Origin of the sequence: Marinilactibacillus sp. 15R (assembly GCF_001895285.1) — a bacterium.
Classification (GTDB): domain Bacteria; phylum Bacillota; class Bacilli; order Lactobacillales; family Carnobacteriaceae_A; genus Marinilactibacillus; species Marinilactibacillus piezotolerans.
This window is the reverse complement of the sequence record NZ_CP017761.1, coordinates 567,222-591,716: the sequence shown is the minus strand read 5'-3', so window position 1 is coordinate 591,716 and position 24,495 is coordinate 567,222. Positions and strand designations below refer to the sequence as shown.

General features: G+C 35.2%; 21 protein-coding genes. 17 read left to right on the top strand and 4 right to left on the bottom strand.

The annotated features are described in order from the left end of the window. Nucleotides 1-195 precede the first annotated feature (195 nt). The 16 genes from dnaA (at nt 196) to BKP56_RS02815 (ending at nt 18,417) form a co-directional block, all read left to right on the top strand. Nucleotides 196-1,530, top strand: a complete 1,335-nt coding sequence (gene dnaA / locus BKP56_RS02890) for a chromosomal replication initiator protein DnaA (protein ID WP_072693641.1) — start codon at nt 196-198, stop codon at nt 1,528-1,530. 257 nt (nt 1,531-1,787) lie between these two features. Next, a complete protein-coding gene (dnaN, locus tag BKP56_RS02885; RefSeq protein ID WP_072693640.1) occupies nt 1,788-2,924 on the top strand; it encodes a DNA polymerase III subunit beta in 1,137 nt (378 codons plus the stop codon). Between the two features lie 316 nt (nt 2,925-3,240). Then, nucleotides 3,241-3,474, top strand: a complete 234-nt coding sequence (gene yaaA / locus BKP56_RS02880) for a S4 domain-containing protein YaaA (protein ID WP_072693639.1) — start codon at nt 3,241-3,243, stop codon at nt 3,472-3,474. Then, nucleotides 3,474-4,595 carry a DNA replication/repair protein RecF gene (gene recF / locus BKP56_RS02875; RefSeq protein ID WP_072693638.1) on the top strand — a complete coding sequence of 374 codons (1,122 nt, stop codon included), beginning with the start codon at nt 3,474-3,476 and terminating at the stop codon, nt 4,593-4,595. Before yaaA ends, recF begins: the two co-directional genes overlap by 1 nt. Nucleotides 4,596-4,612: 17 nt before the next feature. Next, nucleotides 4,613-6,544, top strand: a complete 1,932-nt coding sequence (gene gyrB / locus BKP56_RS02870) for a DNA topoisomerase (ATP-hydrolyzing) subunit B (RefSeq protein WP_442914827.1) — start codon at nt 4,613-4,615, stop codon at nt 6,542-6,544. A 153-nt stretch (nt 6,545-6,697) separates the two neighbouring features. Beyond that, nucleotides 6,698-9,208 (top strand): DNA gyrase subunit A, encoded by a 2,511-nt coding sequence (gene gyrA / locus BKP56_RS02865; RefSeq protein WP_198034016.1) that lies wholly within the window; start codon nt 6,698-6,700, stop codon nt 9,206-9,208. A gap of 239 nt (nt 9,209-9,447) precedes the next feature. Beyond that, the gene (gene rpsF / locus BKP56_RS02860) at nt 9,448-9,747 is read left to right on the top strand and encodes a 30S ribosomal protein S6 (RefSeq protein WP_072693635.1); all 300 of its coding nucleotides are present in this window, start codon (nt 9,448-9,450) and stop codon (nt 9,745-9,747) included. A gap of 60 nt (nt 9,748-9,807) precedes the next feature. Further along, complete coding sequence (gene ssb, locus BKP56_RS02855; RefSeq protein ID WP_072693634.1) at nt 9,808-10,341, top strand: single-stranded DNA-binding protein; 534 nt, start codon at nt 9,808-9,810, stop codon at nt 10,339-10,341. 29 nt (nt 10,342-10,370) lie between these two features. Continuing rightward, nucleotides 10,371-10,604: a 30S ribosomal protein S18 gene (gene rpsR, locus BKP56_RS02850; RefSeq protein ID WP_072693633.1), complete on the top strand. Its 234-nt coding sequence runs from the start codon at nt 10,371-10,373 to the stop codon at nt 10,602-10,604. A gap of 160 nt (nt 10,605-10,764) precedes the next feature. Further along, nucleotides 10,765-12,762 (top strand): DHH family phosphoesterase, encoded by a 1,998-nt coding sequence (locus tag BKP56_RS02845; RefSeq protein ID WP_072693632.1) that lies wholly within the window; start codon nt 10,765-10,767, stop codon nt 12,760-12,762. A gap of 25 nt (nt 12,763-12,787) precedes the next feature. Beyond that, entirely contained in the window at nt 12,788-13,240 is a 453-nt protein-coding gene (gene rplI, locus BKP56_RS02840; RefSeq protein WP_072693631.1) for a 50S ribosomal protein L9, read from the top strand. Between the two features lie 170 nt (nt 13,241-13,410). Then, nucleotides 13,411-14,784 carry a replicative DNA helicase gene (gene dnaB / locus BKP56_RS02835; RefSeq protein WP_072695931.1) on the top strand — a complete coding sequence of 458 codons (1,374 nt, stop codon included), beginning with the start codon at nt 13,411-13,413 and terminating at the stop codon, nt 14,782-14,784. Between the two features lie 167 nt (nt 14,785-14,951). After that, on the top strand, nt 14,952-15,431 hold the full coding sequence (locus BKP56_RS02830; protein ID WP_072693630.1) for a PTS sugar transporter subunit IIA: 480 nt from the start codon (nt 14,952-14,954) through the stop codon (nt 15,429-15,431). 12 nt (nt 15,432-15,443) lie between these two features. Further along, nucleotides 15,444-15,755, top strand: coding sequence for a PTS fructose transporter subunit IIB (locus tag BKP56_RS02825; protein ID WP_072693629.1), 312 nt, complete (start codon nt 15,444-15,446; stop codon nt 15,753-15,755). 18 nt (nt 15,756-15,773) lie between these two features. Then, nucleotides 15,774-16,844, top strand: coding sequence for a PTS fructose transporter subunit IIC (locus BKP56_RS02820; RefSeq protein WP_198033977.1), 1,071 nt, complete (start codon nt 15,774-15,776; stop codon nt 16,842-16,844). A 277-nt stretch (nt 16,845-17,121) separates the two neighbouring features. After that, a complete protein-coding gene (locus BKP56_RS02815) occupies nt 17,122-18,417 on the top strand; it encodes an adenylosuccinate synthase (RefSeq protein WP_072693627.1) in 1,296 nt (431 codons plus the stop codon). Between the two features lie 253 nt (nt 18,418-18,670). Here BKP56_RS02815 and BKP56_RS02810 read toward each other — a convergent pair whose 3' ends face one another. The 3 genes from BKP56_RS02810 to BKP56_RS02800 form a co-directional block, all read right to left on the bottom strand. Further along, on the bottom strand, nt 18,671-19,519 hold the full coding sequence (locus BKP56_RS02810) for a Nif3-like dinuclear metal center hexameric protein (RefSeq protein WP_072693626.1): 849 nt from the start codon (nt 19,517-19,519) through the stop codon (nt 18,671-18,673). Between the two features lie 554 nt (nt 19,520-20,073). Further along, a complete protein-coding gene (locus tag BKP56_RS02805) occupies nt 20,074-20,742 on the bottom strand; it encodes a potassium channel family protein (RefSeq protein WP_083540446.1) in 669 nt (222 codons plus the stop codon). An 11-nt stretch (nt 20,743-20,753) separates the two neighbouring features. After that, nucleotides 20,754-22,142 carry a TrkH family potassium uptake protein gene (locus BKP56_RS02800; protein WP_072693624.1) on the bottom strand — a complete coding sequence of 463 codons (1,389 nt, stop codon included), beginning with the start codon at nt 22,140-22,142 and terminating at the stop codon, nt 20,754-20,756. Nucleotides 22,143-22,397: 255 nt separating this feature from the next. On the opposite strand from BKP56_RS02800, the gene BKP56_RS02795 reads away from it, so the two are divergent. Beyond that, nucleotides 22,398-23,855, top strand: coding sequence for an alpha-amylase (locus tag BKP56_RS02795; protein ID WP_072693623.1), 1,458 nt, complete (start codon nt 22,398-22,400; stop codon nt 23,853-23,855). 88 nt (nt 23,856-23,943) lie between these two features. On the opposite strand, the gene BKP56_RS02790 is transcribed toward BKP56_RS02795, so the two are convergent. After that, nucleotides 23,944-24,477, bottom strand: coding sequence for a YtxH domain-containing protein (locus tag BKP56_RS02790; RefSeq protein WP_072693622.1), 534 nt, complete (start codon nt 24,475-24,477; stop codon nt 23,944-23,946). Nucleotides 24,478-24,495: the final 18 nt, after the last annotated feature.

The window sequence follows — 24,495 nt, the reverse complement described above, 5'->3', positions numbered from 1 at the left end:
TTTTACCCCGAAAAGTTATCCACATTCCTTGTTCATTTCTTTTTATTTTCTTTCAATATTCTATTTATCCTCTTGTCTGTGGATAAGTCACTTCACACCCTATGGATTTTTTATTAACATTTTTATTCAACTGTGGAAAACTTCTCTCATACGTGATAAAATAAAAAAACACTTACTGAGACGAGGAGGAACATGATGAACAACCCGCATCCATTGTGGATACATTTACAGGATAAATTTAAACAGTCTCTTTCAAAAGTTAGTTACGATACATGGATTCAAAGCGCTAACCTCGTCCGAGTTACCGATAATTCCGTTACTATAGAAGTTCCATCCACTTTACATAAGGAATATTGGCAAAATAACCTGACTACCAGAATGGTAGAGTACTTATATGAGTATTTTGGACGTGAAATTTCACCTCTTTTTGTCACATCAGAAGAACAGGCTAACCATGAAGAAAATAAAGAACCTCAAAAGAGAGAATCTTTTGATCATATCAGCATGGTATCCAGTACCTTAAATAGTAAATATTCTTTTGATACTTTTGTTATTGGTAAAGGAAATCAGATGGCACACGCAGCTGCTCTAGTTGTAGCCGAAGAACCAGGAACAATCTATAATCCTTTATTCTTCTATGGAGGAGTCGGACTTGGAAAAACACATTTAATGCACGCAATCGGTCATCAATATCTGCAGATTAATCCAAATGCCAAGATTAAATATGTATCAAGCGAAAATTTTGCAAATGACTTTATCAATTCTATTCAAAATAGAACACAAGAGAAATTCAGACAGCAATATAGAAACGTAGACCTATTATTAGTGGATGATATTCAGTTTTTTGCAGATAAAGAAGGAACACAAGAAGAATTTTTCCATACATTTAATGCATTATATGATGATCGCAAACAAATTGTTCTAACTAGTGATCGATTACCAAATGAGATTCCAAAACTTCAAGAAAGACTAGTTTCGAGGTTTGCATGGGGGCTTTCTGTGGATATTACTCCACCTGATCTAGAAACGAGAATTGCTATTTTACGAAAAAAAGCAAATGCTGAAGGTCTTGAGATACCCAACGACACACTAAGCTATATAGCTGGGCAAATCGACTCAAATATTCGTGAGTTAGAAGGTGCGCTAGTTAGAGTACAGGCATATTCTGCTATTCAAAGAAACGACATTACAACGAGTCTAGCAGCTGATGCCTTAAAAAGTATGGTTAAAAAAGATAAAAATCTAGACGTTTCGATTGCAACGATCCAACAAGTAGTCAGCAAATTTTATCAAATTACTTTAGCTGACTTGAAAGGAAAGAAACGAGTCCGTCAGATCGTATTACCTAGGCAGATTGCCATGTATCTTTCTAGAGAAATGACAAATAACTCTTTACCTAAAATTGGAAAAGAATTTGGCGGTAAAGATCATACTACAGTTATACATGCTTATGAAAAAATAGAAAAAGCATTGAATAAAGATGATGAATTAAAACATGAAATTGAACAAATCAAAAAAAGTCTCCAATAAGGGGAAAGTATTTGATTTCTCAACTTGTGTATAACTCTATTGTTTCTGCACAAAGTTACCCACAGATTATCCACAAGTGGAAAACTATTGTTTCTAAGCTTTTTTTACTTTTCCACAGTATACACAGGCCCTACTACTATTACTATATTATTTATATAAATATATATAACTATGTCGTCAAGAAATTATAGAGCTTAAACCTAAACAATTAGATCATTATGCTATAATTATAATAATAAAATGCACGGAGGGATTTTATGAAATTTACAGTTAATAGAATAGCTTTTTTAAAAAAGCTTAAAGATGTTCAACTCGCTGTTTCTTCAAGAACAACGATTCCAATACTAACAGGGATAAAACTTGTTGCAGATTCAGAAGGAATAAAATTAACAGGTAGTAACTCAGACATTTCTATTGAAACACTAATTTCCATACATGATGAAAAAGCTACATTAAGAATCGAAGAAGAAGGTAGTATTGTCTTACAACCTGCTCGTTTTTTTAGCGATATTGTCAATAAATTACCAGATGAAACATTTTCTGTAGAAGTAATGGATCGTGTTCAGACAGCAATTAAGTCATCTTCGTCATCTTTTTTAATTAATGGATTAGATGCTGCAAACTATCCACATTTACCAGAAATTGATACTGATCAGGCTTTTACACTTCCTGTTCAATTACTGAAAACCATTGTAAAACAAACAGTTATAGCTGTTTCTTCACATGAAAGTCGTCCTATTCTAACTGGAGTAAATCTGTCTCTTAAAGAAGGAAAACTAAAAGCTGTTGCAACTGATAGTCATCGTTTAAGTCAGCGAGTAATACCGTTAGAATCAGCTGGAGACTTTTCTTATAACATTGTTATACCAGGGAAAAGTCTGCAGGAATTATCTAGATTACTAGATGACACATTAGACGAGATTACAGTAGCGATTGCAGAAAATCAGATTTTATTCAAGACAGAAGATACGTATTTTTATTCTCGCTTACTAGAAGGTAATTATCCTGATACTGACCGTTTGATTCCAGAAACTTCTTCAACTCAAATTACTCTTGATGCACAAGTGTTGCTTGGAGCAGTTGAACGTGCTTCTCTTTTATCTCATGAAGGTAAAAATAATGTCGTAAAGTTATCTGTAAGTAAAGATGAAATTGAAATTACTGGAAATTCTCCAGAAGTTGGTCGTGTAAACGAAAATGTTTCATTTAAGAATATTGATGGAGAAGAAATGGAAATTTCATTTAACCCTGATTACTTAAAAGCAGCATTGAATACTTTTGGTCCTGTAGAGATCACATTAAAGCTAATTTCAACTTTAAGACCATTTGTCTTGGTGCCAAGTGATGACAACAGAGAATTTATTCAACTGATTACACCAATTCGTACTTCATAAGCCTGATAGATTCCATTTGAATGATCCTAGATTAAGAAGACAGCGTAACCTTACTTTCTTCTAAGTCTAGGATTTTTTTGTTTATACAGGAAAATTGGAGGTCACATTATAAATTCTGCTTATTTTTGAATTCTGAGCGTGTTTAATAAAAAAAATGATATTTCTTTTTTTATATAAAAAATCTATCAGAGGCCATTATTTCCCACTAAAATTTGTATTGGACTGGTTTTTGGGTTATAATAAATTAAGTATAGTTATGATAAAAATTACGATTAGGAACAGTAAAAAGATTTCTTATTTTAAGGAGCCGATAGTGGTGAACACCCCAATTCAAATTGAAGACGCATATATTACTTTAGGACAGTTTCTAAAGCATGCGAATGTAATCTCAAGTGGTGGAATGGCAAAACCATTTTTAGAACAGTTTGAGGTATACGTAAACGGAGAACTTGAAAATAGAAGAGGCAAAAAGCTTTATAACGGTACTGTAGTAGATATTCCAGAAGTTGGCAGCTTTGTAGTAGAGTCGTTAAAACAAGAGGATGCCTAATGTATTTGAAAGATCTTCGACTGACAGGTTACCGGAATTATGATAAAGCTGAAGTTGAGTTCTCTAAAAATATCAATGTTTTTTTAGGTGAAAATGCTCAAGGAAAAACGAATATGATGGAAAGTATCTACGTATTAGCAATGGCTAGAAGTCATCGGACCGCTAATGATAAAGAATTGATTGGCTGGGAGCAGGAATTTGCAAAAGTTACTGGTCAAATCGAGAAAAACCAAAGTAGTTTCCCATTGGAGATTGTTCTTTCTAAAAAGGGAAAGAAGGCAAAATTAAATCGTCTTGAGCAAAAGAAGTTGAGCGGATATATAGGACATTTGAACGTTATTTTATTTGCGCCTGAAGATTTATCTTTAGTCAAAGGTGCACCTTCTGTACGAAGAAAATTTCTGGATATGGAAATGGGGCAGATGAGTCCTATCTATCTCCATCATCTAGTTGAATACCAGAAAATCCTTAAGCAGCGGAATCAGTACCTCAAGCAGGTTAGGTTTAAAGATAAATTAGATCAGACTTATTTAGAAGTGCTTAATGAACAGCTGGCTGCCGAAGGTGCAGAAGTACTAAGTGAACGCTTTAAATTTACTAAACGTTTAGAAGAGTGGGCTCAACCGATTCATAGAGATATTTCTCAAGAAAAAGAAGAACTACGCATTGAATATGCATCATCCTTGTCAGTAAAACCTGAAACGGATAAAAAGCAACTGATGCAGGATTTGTTAGAACAATTCAAAAAAAATCAGCAAAGAGAAATAGATCAAGGAACTACGGTCAGTGGCCCCCATAGAGATGACCTCCGCTTTTACATCAATGAAAAGAATGTTCAGACTTTCGGATCTCAAGGACAACAAAGAACAACTGCTTTAAGTGTAAAACTGGCAGAAATTGAATTAATGTTTGAAATAACGGGGGAATACCCCGTTTTATTATTGGACGATGTACTGAGTGAATTAGATGATGATCGTCAAACTCATTTACTTAAATCAATTCAAGATAAAGTCCAAACATTCTTAACGACCACAAGTCTGGATGGCGTTAAAAAAGAGTTATTGAATGACCCCCGTATTTTTAAAGTATCAAATGGGAAGATTGTTAGGGAGAGTGAATAAATTTGGCAGATGAGCAACTGACTCCAAAAGAAGTCGTAGAATTACGTGAAGAATATGATGCTAGTCAGATTCAAGTATTAGAAGGCCTAGAAGCCGTTAGAAAACGTCCTGGTATGTATATTGGCTCAACAGGTGAAGCTGGCCTGCACCACCTTGTTTGGGAAATTGTAGACAACTCTATTGATGAAGCGATGGCAGGATATGCAGAACGCATCACAATAACGATCGAACCTGAAAATATTGTAACAGTTACAGATGATGGTCGTGGAATTCCAATCGATATTCAGAAAAAAACAGGACGTCCCGCAGTTGAGACTGTATTTACGATCCTGCATGCCGGAGGAAAATTCGGTGGTGGCGGATATAAAGTTTCTGGAGGATTACACGGAGTAGGATCTTCAGTTGTAAATGCCCTTTCGGAATACCTTGAAGTAGATGTCCACAAAAATGGGAAAGTCTATAATCAGCGTTATGAACGTGGAGCTGTTATGTATGATTTAAAAGAAACAGTTGCAACTGATAAACGTGGAACGGAAGTTCGATTCAAAGCAGATGCTGAGATTTTTAAAGAAACAACAGAGTACGATTTTAATAAATTAGCTACTCGTGTTAGAGAATTAGCCTTTTTGAATAAAGGATTAAAGATTTCTATTGAAGATCGTCGAGAAGAAGAACCTGTTCGTTTAGATTATCATTATGACGGTGGAATCAAAAGTTATGTTAGTTATCTGAATCAAACAAAAACCACATTATACGAAGAGCCTATTTTCCTTGAAGGAGAACAAGAAGGTATAGTCGTAGAAGTTGCCTTACAGCACACAGATGGTTTCCATACGAATATCATGAGTTTTGCAAACAATATTCATACTTATGAGGGTGGATCGCATGAGTTTGGATTCAAAACAGCCTTAACTAGAATTATTAATGATTATGCTCGTCGTAATAAAATCATTAAAGAAAATGATGACAATTTAACGGGTGAAGATGTTCGTGAAGGATTGACAGTTGTATTAAGCATCAAACATCCGGATCCTCAATTTGAAGGACAAACAAAAACAAAACTAGGTAATTCAGAAGTTCGTACAATTACTGATCGTTTATTCAGCGAGCATTTTGATCGCTTTCTGATGGAAAATCCAACTATGGGAAAACAAATTGTCGAAAAAGCATTGCTTGCAGCACGTGCACGTCTAGCAGCTAAACGTGCTAGAGAAGTAACCCGAAAGAAAAATGGATTAGAAATCAGTAATTTACCAGGAAAACTGGCTGACTGTTCTTCTAAAGATCCTGAAAAATCAGAGATTTTTATCGTAGAGGGAGATTCTGCTGGTGGTTCTGCTAAACAAGGACGTTCAAGAATGTTTCAGGCAATTTTACCTATTAGAGGAAAAATTCTGAATGTGGAGAAAGCCTCAATTGATCGTATTTTGGCAAATGAAGAAATTCGCTCATTATTTACAGCAATGGGAACAGGATTTGGTGAAGAATTTGAAGTTGATAAAGCCCGCTATCATAAGTTGATCATTATGACAGATGCCGATGTAGATGGTGCACATATTCGTACTTTACTCTTAACTTTAGTTTTTCGTTATATGAGACCAGTAATTGAAGCTGGATTTGTTTATATTGCCCAACCACCTTTATACCAAGTTAAACAAGGGAAAAAGGAAGTTTATTTAGATACAGACAAACAGCTTGAAGAATATCTTAAAGAAATTCCACCAACTCCTAAGCCTGATATCCAACGATATAAAGGTCTAGGAGAAATGGATGCAGAACAGCTTTGGGATACAACTATGAATCCTGAAAACCGTCGTCTACTCCAAGTAACGGTTGAAGATGCGATCGAAGCAGATTTAATTTTCGATATGTTAATGGGAGAAAAAGTTGAACCTCGCCGAGTATTTATTGAGGATAATGCCCAGTACGTTCAGAATATTGATATTTAATTAGAAATCAGATTATCTTGCAAAAAAAGCAACAGTCTTCTGTACCGTGTGCTGTGTAACAGTTAGTAGAACAGATGCACGGTATTTAGATTGTCGTAGATTTTGAGAAAATAAAGGAGGACAAAATACTTGGCTGAAAATAGAGAAGCGCGTATGGAGCAAATCAATCTATCCAGTGAAATGAGAAATTCATTTTTAGATTATGCAATGAGTGTTATTGTTTCCCGTGCCTTACCAGACGTACGAGATGGATTAAAACCTGTTCACCGTCGCATATTGTATGGGATGAATGAACTTGGGATGACTCCTGATAAAGCCTACAAAAAATCTGCCCGTATTGTTGGAGATGTAATGGGTAAATATCATCCGCATGGGGATTCTGCCATCTATGAATCTATGGTTCGTATGGCACAAGATTTTAGTTATAGAAATCCATTGATAGATGGACATGGAAACTTTGGATCTGTCGATGGAGATAGCGCAGCAGCTATGCGTTATACAGAAGCAAAAATGAGCAAAATTGCATTAGAGATGTTGCGGGATATCAATAAAGATACCATCAATTATCATGACAATTACGATGGTTCTGAAAGAGAACCTGACGTATTGCCAGCAAGATTCCCTAATTTATTGGTAAATGGCGCTTCTGGAATTGCAGTAGGGATGGCAACGAATATACCGCCACATAACCTTAGAGAAGTCATCGCAGCTTGTCGCATACTTATGAGTAACAGTGAAGCAACAGTTGCTGATTTAATGGAAGTCTTACCTGGTCCGGATTTCCCTACTGGAGCAATGGTACTTGGTAAATCAGGAATCAGAAAAGCCTATGAAACAGGTCGCGGATCAATAAAAGTTCGTGCAAAAGCGCATATTCAAGTTTTGAAAAATGGTCGTGAACGTATTATTGTCGATGAACTTCCATATTTAGTGAATAAAGCTAAGCTAGTTGAACGCATTGCTGAATTAGCAAGGGATAAGCGGATTGAAGGAATTACTGATTTAAATGATGAGTCAGATAGAGATGGTATGCGTATTGTTATTGATGTCAGAAGAGATGTTTCAGCTAGTGTAATTTTAAATAATCTGTATAAAATGACTCCTATGCAAACTTCTTTTGGATTCAATATGCTGGCAATCGTAAATGGTATTCCTAAAACACTTGGTCTTAAAGAGATTTTGATAGAATATTTGAAACATCAACGAATTGTAATTAGAAGAAGAACTGAATATGATAAGAAAAAAGCAGAGGCACGTGCGCATATCTTAGAAGGTTTACGTATAGCGCTAGATCATATTGATGAAATCATATCGATTATTCGCGGGTCACAGACAGGTCAGATCGCTAAGGAAACATTGATTGAAAAATTCAGCCTTTCTGAACGTCAGTCACAGGCTATCCTGGATATGCGTATGGTGCGTTTGACAGGGTTAGAACGGGAAAAAATTGAGGGAGAGTATCAAGAGCTGATTGCAACAATTAATGACTTGAATGATATTCTTGCTCGTCCTGAGCGAATCAATGAAATTATTGAAATTGAACTAGAAGAAATTTCTGAGAAACATGGAGATGATCGTCGTACAGAACTGTTAGTCGGTGAATCACTAAGTTTAGAAGACGAAGATTTGATCGAAGAAGAAGAAATTGCCATTACATTATCCCATAATGGCTATATGAAACGTATGCCAATTTCTGAATTTAAAGCTCAAAACCGGGGTGGTAGAGGCGTTAAGGGAATGGGTACGAACACAGATGACTTTGTGGAAACGCTGCTGACTTGTTCTACGCATGATTTACTATTGTTCTTTACAAACACTGGAAAAGTTTATAAAGCTAAAGGATACGAAATACCAGAATATGGTCGTACAGCCAAAGGTATCCCGGCAATAAACTTTTTAGGTATTGAAAATACTGAAAAAATACAAGCGATTATCAATAGAAGAGGAGAATCAGCGGAAAATGAACATCTTTTCTTTACAACACGTAAAGGAACTGTTAAACGTACTTCTCTGAGTGAATTTACTAATATTCGTACTAGTGGATTAAAAGCAATCGTGTTAAGAGATGAAGACGAACTGATTGATGTCTCTTTAACAAATGGAGATCAGAATATCATCATTGGGACTCGAGATGGATATGCTGTCAGCTTCCATGAAAGTAAAGTAAGAAGTATGGGTAGAGCAGCAGCAGGTGTTCGAGGAATTAATCTAAGAGACGGTGATAATGTAATCGGTATGGATCTATTAGGTGAAGATTCTGAAGTACTGATGATTACTGAGAATGGATATGGTAAACGTACGCCGGCTAAAGAATATGCAATTCGTGGCCGTGGTGGTAAAGGGGTCAAAACAGCTAATGTTACTGAAAAGAACGGACCACTTATTGGTCTGAAAACAGTAGATGGCCATGAAGATATCATGTTGATTACTAACAGTGGCGTAATTATCCGGTTCCATTCTAAAAACATTTCGCAAACTGGACGTGCAACACAAGGTGTCAGGTTAATGCGTCTAGAAGAAGGCGGAAAAGTATCGACTTTAGCAAAAATCGAGCCTCAAGAAGAAACAGAAGAAGTTGAATTGAGCTCAGAAGAAACAGTAGATTCTAAAACTGAAAATGAAAATTTAGAGCAAAATGAAACTGGCGAAACTACAGAAGAATAGAAATGGAGAAGCATCTTATACTCATTTAGAATTTTTATGAGTATAAGATGTTTTTGTTAGTGCAGCCTTTAAAAGCGAATGTTAGTTCCTTAATTTATAATGTTAAATATGTAAATAAATAATATTGCTTTCAGAACCCTAATGTGCTATAATTGTTCGAAGTGAGTACTCTTTTAAGAATACTTTCCTTGCTCTTTCAAATGAAAGGGCCAAAGTCCATAAGGAGGTGACAGTCAAAGATGAGTCAAGCAGCTAAATATGAAGTTTTATATATTATCCGTCCAAATATCGATGAAGATGCAAAAAAAGCGCTAGTTGAGCGTTTCGATGGCATCCTAAAAGATAACGGAGCTGAAGTTACTGAATCAAAAGACTGGGCGAAACGTCGTTTTGCTTATGAAATCAAAGGATACCGAGAAGGCACTTACCACTTGGTAAACATTGTTTCTAACGATGCAACAGCAATTAACGAATTCGAACGTCTAGCACGTATCAACGAAGATATTCTTCGTCACATGATCGTTCGTTTGGAAGACTAATATGTTTCACGTGAAACATATTCGAATTGCAAAATGATTATGTAGAAAGGAGCACAACCATTGATTAATAATGTAGTATTAGTGGGAAGAATGACTCGTGATGCTGAATTACGTTATACAGGAAGTGGTACTGCTGTAGCTTCTTTTTCCATAGCGGTTGAACGTACTTTTACAAACGCCCAAGGAGAAAGAGAAACAGACTTTATTAACTGTGTAGCTTGGAGAAAAACGGCAGAAATTATTTCTAATTTCACTCGTAAAGGTTCTCTAGTCGGTGTTACAGGACGTATTCAAACACGTAACTATACGAATAATGAAGGTCGTAAAGTGTATATTACTGAAGTTGTTTGTGAAAATTTCCAAATGTTAGAGCCGAAATCCGTTACAGAGAAACGTAGTCAAAATGATAACGATTCTTCAGGATATTCTAATAACGCAAATTATTCCAATCAAAACAGTAATACACAACGAAATAACCAGGCTCCTGGAAATAATCAAAATCAAAATAAGAATAATTTTGCTAATTTCGATGAAGATCCATTTGAAAAAAATGATGATCCGATTGATATTTCAGATGACGATTTACCATTTTGATTCATAACTAAAGAAGGAGGATTTATAAGATGGCAGGACGCAGAGGCGGCAAAAAGCGCCGTAAAGTTGACTTCTTTGCAGCAAATCATATTGAATATATTGATTATAAAGATATCGATTTGTTGAAACGTTTCATTTCAGAACGTGGTAAAATTTTACCACGCCGTGTAACTGGAACTTACGCAAAAAACCAACGTAAATTAACTAAAGCAATCAAACGTGCGCGTATCATGGGATTACTTCCATTCGTAGCTGAAGATTGATTATAACTTTTACAAAATCGCAGCAGATATCTGTTGCGATTTTTTTATTTTTAATGTTTCACGTGAAACATTAAAAAATTGACCTTTCCTAACAGTCTAGAATAAAATGTTAAAAAATGTTAAAATATAGTAGTCTAAATATTGAAACAGAGGAGACATTATGAAACGAGTCAATGAGGAAGAATCTATTCCCAAGTTTTTAGAGCAACCTTTAATGAGAATAATGATTATATTTACCATTTCTGCTTTGGTAGTGTTGACTATACTAAGTTTTATTGCAAATATATGGATAGGACTGCTCATGCTACTCTTGATTATTACTACAATAGTCGTTGCCTGGAGATTTGGTAAAGAATACGTCGAAGAACTCAATTCCTATATATTGAATCTTTCTTATAGAATCAAACGTGGAGAGCAGGAAGCTTTAATTAAAATGCCTATCGGTATTATCCTAATCAATCAGAATGAAGAAGTAGATTGGATTAATCCTTATATGCAGACCCAACTCTCTAATGAAGAAAGTGTATTGGGTAAGCATGTCAGTGAGGTAAATGAAGATCTCTATAAGTTAATTCAGGAATTTGATAATACTGATTCCAATTTATTAAATTGGAATAATAAAATTTTTCAAATCATACTTCAGGAAGATATACATGCAATCTATCTCATGGATATTACGGAATATGCAGAAGTAAAAGATAAATACGAAGAAGCAAGACCCGTAGTAGGGTGGCTGTTCTTAGATAACTATGATGAAGTTGTCCAGGGTCTTGATGATCGAGGAGTGTCTGGATTCAATAGTCTAATTACGACGTACCTTTCTAATTGGGGAAAACAACATAGTATTTTCTATAAAAAAACGTCTGATGACAAATACTTTTTGTTATTGAATAGAAGTGAGTTAGAAAGAATTGAGAATGAGAAATTTAATATTATAGATAGTATTCGTGATCGAACCTCTAAGCGTAACTTACCATTGACGATTAGTATTGGTATTGCGTATGGAGACGATGATTTTGATAAGTTAGCTGATGTTGCTCAAGGTAATTTGGATTTAGCGTTAGGCCGTGGCGGTGATCAGGCTATCGTTAAAGAAGTAGATCAAGAGCCGAGATATTACGGTGGCAAAACTAATCCAATGGAAAAACGTACCAGAGTTCGTTCTAGAATGATTAGTCAAGCAATGCAAGAGCTGATCAAAGGAAGCGATCAGGTGTTCGTTACAGGGCATAGGAATCCAGATATGGATGCAATTGGTTCTTCGTTAGGAATTGCACGAATTTCCATGATGCTTAAGAAAAAATGTTGGGTCGTTATTGATCAAGATGATTTGAGTAGTGATGTAGAAAAACTTATGAAAGAAATAGAAAATCATAATCAGGTGAATCAGAATATTATATCTCCAAGGGAAGCTGAAAGTAAAATAACCGAAAATGATTTAGTCATCTTAGTGGATCATCACAAGCCTTTATTATCAATGGCGCCAGAATTGCTTAAAAAAACTAAGAAAAATATAGTGATTGATCATCATAGACGTGGAGAAGAGTTTACTGAAAATCCTTTACTTGTTTATATTGAACCTTATGCCTCTTCTACTGCAGAATTGATTACTGAACTGTTTGAATATGTATCTTCAGATGGTGAGCCAATCAATCGAATTGAAGCAACTGCTATGTTAGGTGGAATCATAGTAGACACAAACAACTTTAGCTTACGTACTGGTTCTAGAACTTTTGATGCAGCTAGTTATTTGCAGTCTGTAGGAGCTAATTCAACAATGATTCAAAGACTCTTAAAAGAAGATCCTGAAGTCTATTTAAAACGAAGTAAGTTGATTGAAACTATCCAATTTGTTCATGAAGGTGTAGCGATCGCTTATGGGAAGGATAATGTAATTTATCCTCCTGTTACTACAGCTCAAACAGCTGATACCATGCTTAGTATGTCTGGTGTAGAAGCAGCTTTTGTTATTACAAAACGATCCGATGATATGATTGGAATAAGCGCACGGAGTTTAGGGAAAATCAATGTTCAAATCATTATGGAAAAAATGGGTGGAGGTGGCCATTTATCTAATGCTGCTACCCAGATAGATGGAAAGACTGTTCAGGAAGTAAGAGAAGAGTTAATTGAAAAAATAAATACAGAACTTGACTAATATTAGATAAAAGGAGAGTTTTAATATGGAAGTTATCTTATTAAAAGATGTTAAAGGTACAGGGAAAAAAGGTGAAATAAAAAACGTATCTGATGGATATGCAAATAATTTTCTTTTGAAAAAAGGATTAGCAAAAGAAGCAACAGATGCTGCAAGAAAAGAGCTGACTGCTAAAAAGAAAGCAGTAAAACGTGAAGAAGCTGAAATATTAGAAGAAGCTCAACAAAACAAGAAAAAAATCGAAGAGAATCCTATTGAGATTTATGAGAAAGCTGCTGAAGATGGTAGATTATTCGGCTCTGTTACAACTAAACAAATTGCGAAAGAAATAGAAAAGCAATTAGGAATAAAGGTTGATAAACGAAAAATCCATCAAGAAATCCCGATGCGTGCATTAGGTGCTCAAAAAGTAGAAGTCAAATTGCATAAAGAAGTAACAGCTGAATTAACTGTTCGCGTATTAGAAATAAACAAATAGGGTTAAAAGAGAAGCTGAGAAAGCTTCTCTTTTATTTATTAATTCTGACAATAATGTTCCACGTGAAACAAGATAAACGTCAGTTCCCTTATATACTTTTAGGTACATATCCTGTACAATTAATATGAATTTATAACCCCAGGGTGTGAAAGGAAGAGACTATATTGGCAATGGAACCATTAGGAGATCGTTTACCTCCACAAAACATTGAAGCTGAGCAGTCTGTACTTGGATCTATTTTGCTTAATCCAGAAGCACTTATTTCAGCAATGGAATACATTGAATCAGAAGACTTCTATCGTCGTGCTCATCAGTTGATTTTCCAGACAATGGTTGATTTAAGTGAAAGAAATGAAGCAATAGATGTTATTACGATAGCAGATAGGCTAGAATCTAAAAATCAGCTAGAAGATATTGGTGGCACACCTTATTTGGCTGATATAGCCACCACAGTCCCCACAGCCGCAAACGTGGAGTATTATTCTAAGATCGTTGAAGAACGCTCTATACTCCGTCGTTTGATCCAGACAGCTACCGAAATTGCTTCAAGAGGATATGAAGAATCAAGCAATCTGCCAAATCTTTTAGATGAAGCAGAAAGAAAAATCCTTGAAGTATCGGAAAAAAGAAGTCGTAGTGGTTTTGTCAACATCGAAACTGTGTTGAGAGAAACGATTAATAATATTGATGAGTTATTCCAGAATGATGAAGAAATCACAGGAATATCAACTGGATATAAAGCATTAGATCAAATGACTGCAGGGCTTCATGAAGATGAGTTGATTATATTAGCAGCTAGACCAGGAGTAGGAAAGACAGCATTTGCTTTGAATGTTGCACAGAATATTGGAACGAAAACAGATGAAACTGTCGCTATCTTCAGTTTAGAAATGGGTGCTGAGCAATTAGTGAATCGTATGCTTTGTGCAGAAGGAACAATCAATGCTTCAAATCTAAGAACCGGTAAATTAACAGAAGAAGAATTCACAAAACTATTTGTAGCAATGGGTAGTTTATCGAAAGCAAATATATATATAGATGATACACCAGGTATACGTACAGCAGAAATTCGTGCAAAATGTCGTAGATTGAAACAAGAACGAGGAAGCTTAGGATTAGTGGTTATTGACTATTTACAACTTATTGAGGGGACTGGCAGAGAGAGTCGCCAGCAAGAAGTTTCAGAGATTTCTCGCCAATTAAAAAAATTAGCTAAAGAATTATCTGTTCCTGTAGTAGCATTGTCACAATTATCTCGTGGAGTGGAACAAAGACAAGACAAGCGTCCAATCTTAAGTGATTTAAGAGAATCTGGATCAATTGAGCAAGATGCTGATATTGTTGCTTTCTTATATCGAGATGATTATTATCGCAGTGATGGAGAAGAAGATGAACCAGAACCTGTAGACGATAATGTGGTCGAAGTTATTTTAGAAAAAAACCGATCTGGAGCTAGAGGAACTGTTAAATTACTCTTTATTAAAGAATATAATAAATTTTCTTCATTGACCTATTATCCAGAGGATCAAATTCCAAGAGCTTAAAAATCATGAGAATCAAGAACCGTAAGAATGTGGTGAGTTACTACTAACATTCCGGGTGCTTGATTCTTTTTTTGATAGAGCAAACCTTTTCGTTTAATTTTCTTATACTGGTATACTGAAAGTTAGATAATGCAAAAATTCAACAAGAGAAAGAAAGGAAAAACAGCATGGAAAGAGATGGGACAAAAGCGTTAAGAAAATACGTAGAAGTATCTTTTTCGAATTTTAATACGGATAAGATGAAACTGATAGAAGAAATTGCAGAAGTTATCTCAATTTGGTTAGATAATGAAAGTGATGCACAGACTATTGCAAAGGGCATAAAAGAAAGAGAAGCTTTAAGTACGACTGGATTTGGGAATGGGTTTGCAATTCCTCATGGAAAAATAGAAGGACTTGAGTCACCGATCTTAGCTGTGTTTAAACTTGAAAAAGAGGTAGAGTGGGATTCACTAGATGATGAAGCGATTACCCAACTATTTATAATTTTGGTACCGGTAGATGAAGCACAAGATACACATTTAGCACTGTTATCTACCCTTTCATACCATTTAATGGATGAAGAGGTTCAAAGAAAAATAAATGAAATTACAGAGAATGAAGAGATGAATCGATTTATAGAGATGATTTTTAAAAAAGGTAGATAGGGAGGCATTATGATGAATATAGTAGCGGTTACAGCTTGCGCAACAGGAGTAGCTCATACATTCATGGCTAAACGGGCTTTAGAAGATGCTGCTAAAAAACAGGGACATCAGATTAAAGTTGAAACCCAAGGAGCTACAGGTATAGAAAATGAATTAACACAAAGTGAAATTGAGCAGGCTGATATAGTGATTTTAGCAGTTGAAGTGGGGATAGCAAAAAAAGAACGTTTTGAAAAAGTTAAAAAAGTTGAGATACCAATTAGTACAGCTATCAAAAATGCAGATGGATTGCTAAATAAAATAAAGGAAAAATTACAGATGTAAAGAAAGAAGGAAATGAAAATGAGAAAATTTCAACAGGCACTAATGACAGGTGTTTCATACATGCTGCCATTTATTGTATTTGCTGGAATGACTATTGCAGTCACAGAAATGTATAGTCAGTACATACAAGCTGATACAGTTAGCATGACTACATTGAACGGCTTTGCCTGGGTTATGATAGACATGATTCCAGCTATTTTTGCAGCTTATGTAGCTTACGCGATAGGAGATAAGGCAGCAATTGCCCCAGGCTTTATAGGCGGGTATATAGCTGCTCATCCGACCATCGAAAATACTTCATCAAGTGGGTTTTTAGGAGCAATTCTTGCTGGATTTCTTGCTGGCTATACCGTTTTTTACTTTAGAAAAATACCTGTTCCTGAGTTTATGGAATCAATTAAAAAGACATTATTTATTCCAGTTTTAACAGGCTGGTTATTATATTTTATTATGGCGTATCCTGTAGCGATTTCCATTGGAGCGTTAAATGATTTTATTATTGCAAGTTTGATTAATCTTTCAGAAGCTCCGCAGTATGCTTTCTTATTAGGGGCTATTTTGAGCGCAATGTGTGCATTTGATATGGGAGGACCTCTGAATAAAATCGCGATTACATTTGTATTTGCATTATGGAATGAACCCAGTGGAATAGGCTTCAGAGTTAATGCTGCGGTATTTCCAGGAATCATGGTGCCTGCTTTATCTGTCGGTATTGCATCATTGATTGCTAAATCTAAATTTAGTGAAGCAGAAGTGAAGATGGCACCGGGCTCTATATTATCCGGGCTAGTAGGAATCACGGAAGCTGCTCTGCCATACGCATTTCAAGATCCTCTTCGTGTGATTGGACCTAATATGATAGGAGCTGCAATTGGTGGAGCTATAATGATGGCTTTTGGTGTTTCCACAGCAGGTGTGTCTGGAGTTTTCGGTTTGCCAATGGCAAGTAATCTATTCATTTTCATTTTAGCTATTACAATTGGAGTAGCTTGTTCAGTAGGGCTGCAAGTCTTGGTAAGGAAACCTAAACCAGAGAAGGACGAAGTGACACAAAATGAAGATGATCTAGACTTCGATATTACGATTTAATGATTTTTATGAAGCAAATAGATCTATTGAAAGTTGAATAAATAGGAAATTAGGGATTCAATTAAAAAAAATCTATGGTAAAATAAAGGTTGTTAAAGAAATAAACTAATTGATGTGAAAATAGATTAGGGGGGCACCTCCATTTAAAAACAAATTGTTTAGATCAACAGAATAATAAATATTCTGTCTTTGTATCAACAAAACTTTGTTTAATAAGTGGAGAATGTGCTCCTTTTTTAGATTTACATCATTAAATATTTTTAGATGAGGTGGACAAATGTCGTCGGTCGTAGTTGTTGGAACACAATGGGGAGACGAAGGTAAGGGTAAAATTACCGATTTTTTAAGTGAAAATGCAGAAGTGATTGCTCGTTATCAAGGAGGAGACAATGCAGGACATACAATCAAATTTGATGGTGTGACATATAAATTGCATCTAATTCCTTCAGGTATTTTTGCTAGTGATAAAATAAGCGTAATCGGTAATGGAGTGGTAATCAATCCTAAATCTTTAGTAAATGAATTAGCTTATCTACATGAAAGAAATATTGCTACAGATAACTTGCGGATTTCAGATCGTGCTCATGTTATTTTACCGTATCATATTAAAATGGATCAACTTCAAGAGGATTCCAAAGGTGATAAGAAAATCGGAACGACTATTCGAGGAATCGGTCCTGCTTATATGGATAAAGCCTCTCGTATTGGCATCAGAATTGCCGATTTATTAGATAAAGACATCTTCGAAGAACGCTTAAGAGTTGTATTAGAAGAAAAAAATCGATATTTTACTCAAATATATGATTCAGAACCACTGGAATTTGATGATATCTTTGAGCCATATTATGAATTTGGACAACAATTCAAACAGTATGTTTGCGATACATCTGTCGTACTGAATGATGCACTAGATGCAGGGAAACGAGTGCTGTTTGAAGGTGCTCAAGGTGTCATGCTGGATATCGATCAAGGAACTTATCCATTTGTAACTTCTTCTAATCCTGTTGCTGGTGGTGTAACGATCGGAAGTGGTGTCGGTCCTTCTAAAATCGATAAGGTAGTTGGTGTGTGTAAAGCTTATACATCAAGAGTAGGAGATGGACCATTCCCAACAGAATTGAACAATGATACAGGTCAATTTATTCGGGATGCCGGGAATGAATATGGGACGACAACAGGACGTCCTCGTCGAGTCGGTTGGTTCGACAGCGTTGTCATGCGTCATGCGAAACGAGTTTCAGGTGTAACGAATTTATCACTGAATTCGATCGATGTTCTATCTGGTCTGGAAACTGTCAAAATCTGTACAGCTTATGAACGGAATGGAGAAAAAATCTTGCATTATCCAGCTAGCTTAAAAGAACTAGCTCAGTGTAAACCAATCTATGAAGAACTTCCAGGTTGGAGCGAAGATGTTACAAAATGCAGAACGTTAGAAGAGCTACCAGAAAATGCACGTAATTACATTCGTCGTGTTTCTGAGCTGACAGGCGTTCATATTTCTACATTTTCAGTAGGGCCAGATCGTGATCAGACAAATGTATTGGAAAATGTATGGGCGCCAGTAAATTAAATGAATTGTAGTTGAAAATAAAGTAATAGAAACATTTTTCCTAGTAATTCATATTGAGGAGATAGTACTATAAACTGCTCATAAATATAGCTGATTTGAGTTTTTCTATCAGCATATATTAAAATATAATAAAACTCTTCAAACGTTACAATACTTCAAAAAAATAAACAGTAGACTTTTTCAGGTCTACTGTTTATTTTTCTTTGTTTACTTAATGAATAAAGTTCAGTTCAATTCTGTATATAATGAAAAGTTAATAAACATAATGAAAAGTATCACCTGATTGTACAAAGTAACAAGGGATATCTTCATTTAATGCAGCAGGGATATAGGTTGCCATATATTTCATTCCCGGTTCTTCCATATTGAAATGTCCCAATGCAATAATGACTTTATTTTTTCCTAGCATACTGCTATCTCTTACATATTCATTAATGGAAAAGTCAACTAGTTCCATAGCTAGTAAAGCGTCAACTTTATCTGTGTCCATTTTAATAATCTCATCATTGGCGTTACCGAAAATATGAAAGGGAATCTCAATTCTTCGAATTTTTGCTTCTGGGTTTCCAATAATACGACCACCTTTGAGGTTGAGACATTGAATCATTTTTTTAGCAAGATTTTTTGCTCTTATTTCAGGAATTTCAAATTTTGTAAGTGAATTTGCTTTTTTAGAAGCATAATTTTCCCAGCCCATCTCTTTGGCAAACCCGTAAAAAATACCATCTGTATAAGATCCATCCTCTAAGGGTATCCCAGAATGGACATAATCATGGTTTCTCCATACGACAATTCCATAATCATTTAGGAGATTTTTTTTCATTCTATAAGTATGATTTTTTGTTTCTTCCAGCCACCCTTGATGATCTCCATGGTTCCAAAATAAGGCTTCATGCACAATAATTAAATTGGCTCCAAGTTCATGTGCTTGTCTTATAACATCTATACTGGCAAATATCGTCGTAATGATACCAGTACATTTCTGCTCAGCATTTCCATACAAGATTTGATCACGAGTTTGTTCATCATTGATTTTTTTACCTGTCGAATCATAACCATGATGATAATTTTTTATATTTGAAATAGCATCACTTATTTTCAAAAGTTATTCCTCCCTGATAGATTCTTGTAATCTTATAATAACTTTCCAAAGAGAATTCGATCTTAACATCTTTACTATTAGTATATCATCGGTGTAAACCTCTACAACTTGAGGATCGCTTATAACTGGATATGGGCCTTCGGATCTTGTTCCTCCAATAATGTTCTTAAATTTTTTCATAAAACAGATATTAGAGGTATTTACATCTTTTTGAAATATATAATTTATTCAACTGTCACTAAATACTTAAAGAGATAACACTATCCAAGAATAAAAAAATCCAAAAGGCTTGTAGGTTAATAATTCATAAATAGCTATTATTCGATTTGTTTATTATATATTCACTCATTATTTTTTAAGAATATTTTTAAAATTAGTAATTTAATTTTTTATAATAAAAAAGCAGGCTATGCTGAAATTCACCATAGCCTACTTTAAAATTTGTTTATTTACTTTGAATATATGGATAGACAGTATCTGTTCAAGAAATACTAATTTTTCAGAAAACTACTTTTTAGAAAAAGGAGTTACATAATAACCAATTTTCGTGACGACTATTTCAATTGATTTGTATAGTCTAAATGCTCAAAAGTATGGGGTTCGCCTATTGCCACCAACATACTTTTAGGAGAAATTTTTTCGTCTGGAGAAAGATTTACTTGCAGTTTTTCTCCTTCAGAATTTTTCATACCAATAACATTAATTTTATATTTATTTCGAAGATCTAATTGAACTAAAGATTTCCCGACCCATTCTTTAGGTGTGAGGAACTCGATAATCGCATTATCTTCATCAAGTTCAATAACATCTAAGATCTTATTTCTCATGATGTTACGAGCCACTCGGTCCCCCATTTCTTTTTCTGGTCGGATGATTTCGTGTGCCCCCACTTCTAGTAGGATTTCTTTATGAACTTTATTTTTTGCTTTAGCAATAATGTGTTTGATTCCTAACTTTTTACAGTTCAAGACTGCCAGGACGCTAGCTTCTAAATTTGATCCAGTACCTACTACAGCCGTATCACATTTTTCAAAACCAATACTTTTCAATAAATCTAGATCTGTGATGTCGCCTTGGACACCTTGTACTACATATTCTTCAACGCGATTTACATCCACTAAGTCTTTATCTATTGCAATAACATCAAAATAATGTTCTCCTAATTCTTTTGCAATAGTTGATCCGAATACTCCAAGACCCAATACACCAACAACTTTATTCAATATTTTCTCTCCTATCCGATTAAGATATTTCCTGTTGCATAAACTTTTGGTTTTTGTTTTCTGTCAAATTGTCCAAGTGCTGTAAAGATTGTGATAGGACCTAGTCTACCTATAAACATTAAGAACATAATGACTGTCTGGCTGCCGCGAGATAATTCAGGCGTTAGATCAGCAGACAACCCTACAGTACCAAGTGCAGAAACTGCTTCAAAAAAGAGATACTGCATAGGCACACTTTCATCAAAGATAGACATTGCAGATAGACCAAGGAAGTTTAAAATGATAAATATTACTACGATTACCAAAGCTCTTTGAACAATTTCACTATCTAAAGTTCTTTTTTGATAATGCACATGTTGCTGCCCCGTAATCTCGGCCCACAATAATTTTACAACCAAAGCAACGGTTGAAGTTTTTGCCCCACCGGCAGTACCACCAGGAGACCCTCCGATGAACATGAATACAGTCATAAAGATGATTGTAAACAAGTTAAGATGTGTGTAACCAACAGTACCGAACCCAGCTGTCCGCAGTGTTACAGCTTGGAAGAAGGTCGCCTGCATTTTACCAATGAAGTTTAATCCACCAATAGTCTCGCTGTTATTCCATTCAGACAGCATGAATAAAATCATAGCTGCAAAAATGAGAAATATCGTCCAGTTCAAAACTAAGCGAGTGTGTAATTTCAACCTTCTGTATCGTCCTTTAAAATCGATCCAGCTTCTAACTGAAATAAAAGCTTTGAAATTTTGAGCAAGATCGAACCAGACAGAAAACCCGATCCCTCCTATAATGATCAGAAGGGGAATAACAATATTGACTATATGAGAATTCACAAAACCTTGTAGGCTAGTTGTGCCCAAATTATCAAATCCGGCATTATTAAAGGCAGATATAGATAAGAAAATTGAGGTAAATGTTCCTTTGGCCCACCCAAATAAAGGAACCATGTGGAAGCTCAGAAAAATAGCTCCGATTCCTTCAATTAGAAAAGTATACTTAACAACAGAAATCAGAAAGTCACGAAAGCCAATCATATCTCCCCTGTTCAAAGCTTGCTGCAAAGTAACCTCATCTTTCATGCTGACACGGCGTCCTAATTGCATTACAATCGTTGCTACGAGTGTAATTAATCCTAGACCACCTAATTTAATCAAAATTAGTCCTATGATTTGACCAAAGATATTATAAGTATAAGCTAGCGGTTCAGTAAAAAGACCCGTTACACTAACCATAGATACAGCAGTAAAAAGATGATCAAAGTAGGTAGCTTGTGAGCTGGCTTTCTGACTCATAGGAAGAGCAAGTAAGAAAGAGCCGATCAAAATAACTAAAGCAAAGCTTAAAACAATTTTAAAGGGAATAGATAAAAGTGAAAAGCGGTCTAACAAGCGTCTCATACAAAATTTTTCCTTTCTGATACTAAAAAATCAATAACTAGATTGTATATCTTGAATACTTAAAATACAAGCGGATACGGTGAAAAAGGAGTGACAATTCTAGCTTATAAATTGACGCTTTTTACTGTAACATTAAAATTGGCTATTAAGCCTATGGAATTACAAGGCGTTCTATTTGTTTCTTTCTGTTCTGAAAGATAAAATATTAGTGATACAGTGTCTAGTTTAGAACGCTGATTGTAGGAGGAGACGAACATGGCTTATAATGGAACAATGATGCAGTATTTTGAATGGGACTTAGCAAATGATGGGACTCACTGGAAAAAACTGAAAGAAGAAGCGGCTCATTTAAGAGAAATAGGAGTAACAGCTGTATGGATTCCCCCCTGTTTTAAATCATTGGATCAAAAAGATGTAGGCTACGGTATATATGATTTGTATGATCTTGGAGAATTTGATCAAAAAGGAACAATTCGAACTAAATATGGAACAAAAGAAGAATTACTAGATGCCATTCATACATTACATGAACACGGGATACAAGTTTATGCTGATGTAGTCTTGAATCATAAAGCTGGAGCAGATGGAACAGAAAAATTCTGGGCAGTTGCAGTCAATGAGGATAATAGACATGAAGAAATTGAAGAAGCAAAAGAAATTGAATCTTGGACTTATTTTAATTTTCCAGGAAGACAAGGGAAATATTCTGACTTTGAATGGCATTGGTATCATTTCTCGGGTGTATCTGATGATGAAATTACTGGAGAACAGGGAATTTATCGTATCGAAGGAGAAGGTAAGGGTTGGGCACCGGACGAAAATGTATCGACTGAATTTGGTAATTTTGATTACTTAATGTTTGCGGATATTGATTATAGTCATCCAGAAGTTATTAAAGAAACAAAAAAATGGGTTAAATGGTTTATAGAAGAAACTGGAATTGATGGAATTCGGTTAGATGCAGTTAAGCACATTGATCGTATGTTTATGAAAGAGCTGATTGAAGAAGTTCGTGCAGAATATGGTGAAGACTTTTTCTTTGTAGCGGAATACTGGCACCAGAAATATAAATATTTAGAAGAGTATTTAGAAGATCAAGAGTTCAATATCTCTATGATGGATGTAAGGTTTCATTATGCCTTGCATGAAGCTTCTCAGCAGAAAACAAATTTTGATTTGAGAAGACTATTTGATGGGACACTTTATAAAAAGAATGCAGAGCAAGCTGTGACGTTTGTAGAAAATCATGATTCGCAGCCAGGACAGTCTTTAGAGTCCTATGTAGAGCCCTGGTTCAAACCATTAGCATATGGTATTGTTTTGTTGAGTACCTATGGATATCCTTGTCTTTTTTATAGTGATTACTACGGGTATAGTGGTGAAGTTGATTATGAGGGCTGTCCGGATATTATTGAAAGATTGATGCATATCAGAACAGAATATGCTTATGGTGAACAGTATAATTATCTTGATCATGCTACTTGTCTAGGATTTACACGTACAGGTGATGATGAACATCCTGAAGGGTGTGCGGTCGTATTATCTAGTGGAGAAGAAGGATACAAGGAAATGAATGTTGGTGACCTGCATGCAGGAGAACACTATATAGATAAACTAGGTAACAGGGAAGAAGAAATTGAAATTGGTGAAGAGGGAACTGCAGTATTTCCAGTGAATGCAGAATCAATTTCAGTATGGATTCCTAAAAAATAGTAAAATAAACCCGATCAAGATATCTAGGAGAAAAACTACTCCGCATCTTGATCGGGTTTTTTTAGAAACAAAAACTATTTTTTATTAATTAGTCATTAGGATTAACTTTTAATGAAGCGTCTTTTTCATCAGCTAAATCCTTTTCATTTAATTTAAAATCATTATCTTTTGATAAATAGTTATCGTGTAAAGCTTCATCAACTTTATCTTTTGGAATCGCCTGATCTTGATTTGGATCAAGGGGTGTTCCCTTGACGTCTCCCAATGTTTCGTCATCATACATTGAGTGAGAGGCAGTAGCAGGATCAATGACTGAATCCTTTTGCGCTGCTTGTTTTTGTGCTAGATCTCTTTCAATCTCTTCGATTGTTTTATTTAACTGTGCTTGTTTGGCATCCATTTCCGCTTGTTCAGCTTGTAGTTCTTGGTCTGCTTCGCTGTAAGATTCTCTAAAATCTTCAAGCAGTTGTTGTGCTTTATCGCCACTGGAATCTTTTAATTTGGTAGCTTCGGATTTTAATTCTTTTCGAAATTGATTCCCAGTTTTTGGAGCGAATAGTAAAGCTGTGAATGCAGATGCAGCACTCATCAATATGGCTTTAGTTAAGCTTATTCTTGGCATAGTGTAAATCTCCTCTCA

Coding starts and splice junctions, on each gene's coding strand:
- BKP56_RS02845 (WP_072693632.1), top strand. CDS start 10,765: ATGAAACGAGTCAATGAGGAAGAATCTATTCCCAAGTTTTTAGAGCAA.
- BKP56_RS02825 (WP_072693629.1), top strand. CDS start 15,444: ATGAATATAGTAGCGGTTACAGCTTGCGCAACAGGAGTAGCTCATACA.
- rpsR (WP_072693633.1), top strand. CDS start 10,371: ATGGCAGGACGCAGAGGCGGCAAAAAGCGCCGTAAAGTTGACTTCTTT.
- BKP56_RS02815 (WP_072693627.1), top strand. CDS start 17,122: ATGTCGTCGGTCGTAGTTGTTGGAACACAATGGGGAGACGAAGGTAAG.
- BKP56_RS02795 (WP_072693623.1), top strand. CDS start 22,398: ATGGCTTATAATGGAACAATGATGCAGTATTTTGAATGGGACTTAGCA.
- BKP56_RS02790 (WP_072693622.1), bottom strand. CDS start 24,477: ATGCCAAGAATAAGCTTAACTAAAGCCATATTGATGAGTGCTGCATCT.
- recF (WP_072693638.1), top strand. CDS start 3,474: ATGTATTTGAAAGATCTTCGACTGACAGGTTACCGGAATTATGATAAA.
- BKP56_RS02830 (WP_072693630.1), top strand. CDS start 14,952: ATGGAAAGAGATGGGACAAAAGCGTTAAGAAAATACGTAGAAGTATCT.
- dnaB (WP_072695931.1), top strand. CDS start 13,411: ATGGAACCATTAGGAGATCGTTTACCTCCACAAAACATTGAAGCTGAG.
- dnaN (WP_072693640.1), top strand. CDS start 1,788: ATGAAATTTACAGTTAATAGAATAGCTTTTTTAAAAAAGCTTAAAGAT.
- rplI (WP_072693631.1), top strand. CDS start 12,788: ATGGAAGTTATCTTATTAAAAGATGTTAAAGGTACAGGGAAAAAAGGT.
- rpsF (WP_072693635.1), top strand. CDS start 9,448: ATGAGTCAAGCAGCTAAATATGAAGTTTTATATATTATCCGTCCAAAT.
- BKP56_RS02820 (WP_198033977.1), top strand. CDS start 15,774: ATGAGAAAATTTCAACAGGCACTAATGACAGGTGTTTCATACATGCTG.
- gyrA (WP_198034016.1), top strand. CDS start 6,698: ATGGAGCAAATCAATCTATCCAGTGAAATGAGAAATTCATTTTTAGAT.
- dnaA (WP_072693641.1), top strand. CDS start 196: ATGAACAACCCGCATCCATTGTGGATACATTTACAGGATAAATTTAAA.
- BKP56_RS02800 (WP_072693624.1), bottom strand. CDS start 22,142: ATGAGACGCTTGTTAGACCGCTTTTCACTTTTATCTATTCCCTTTAAA.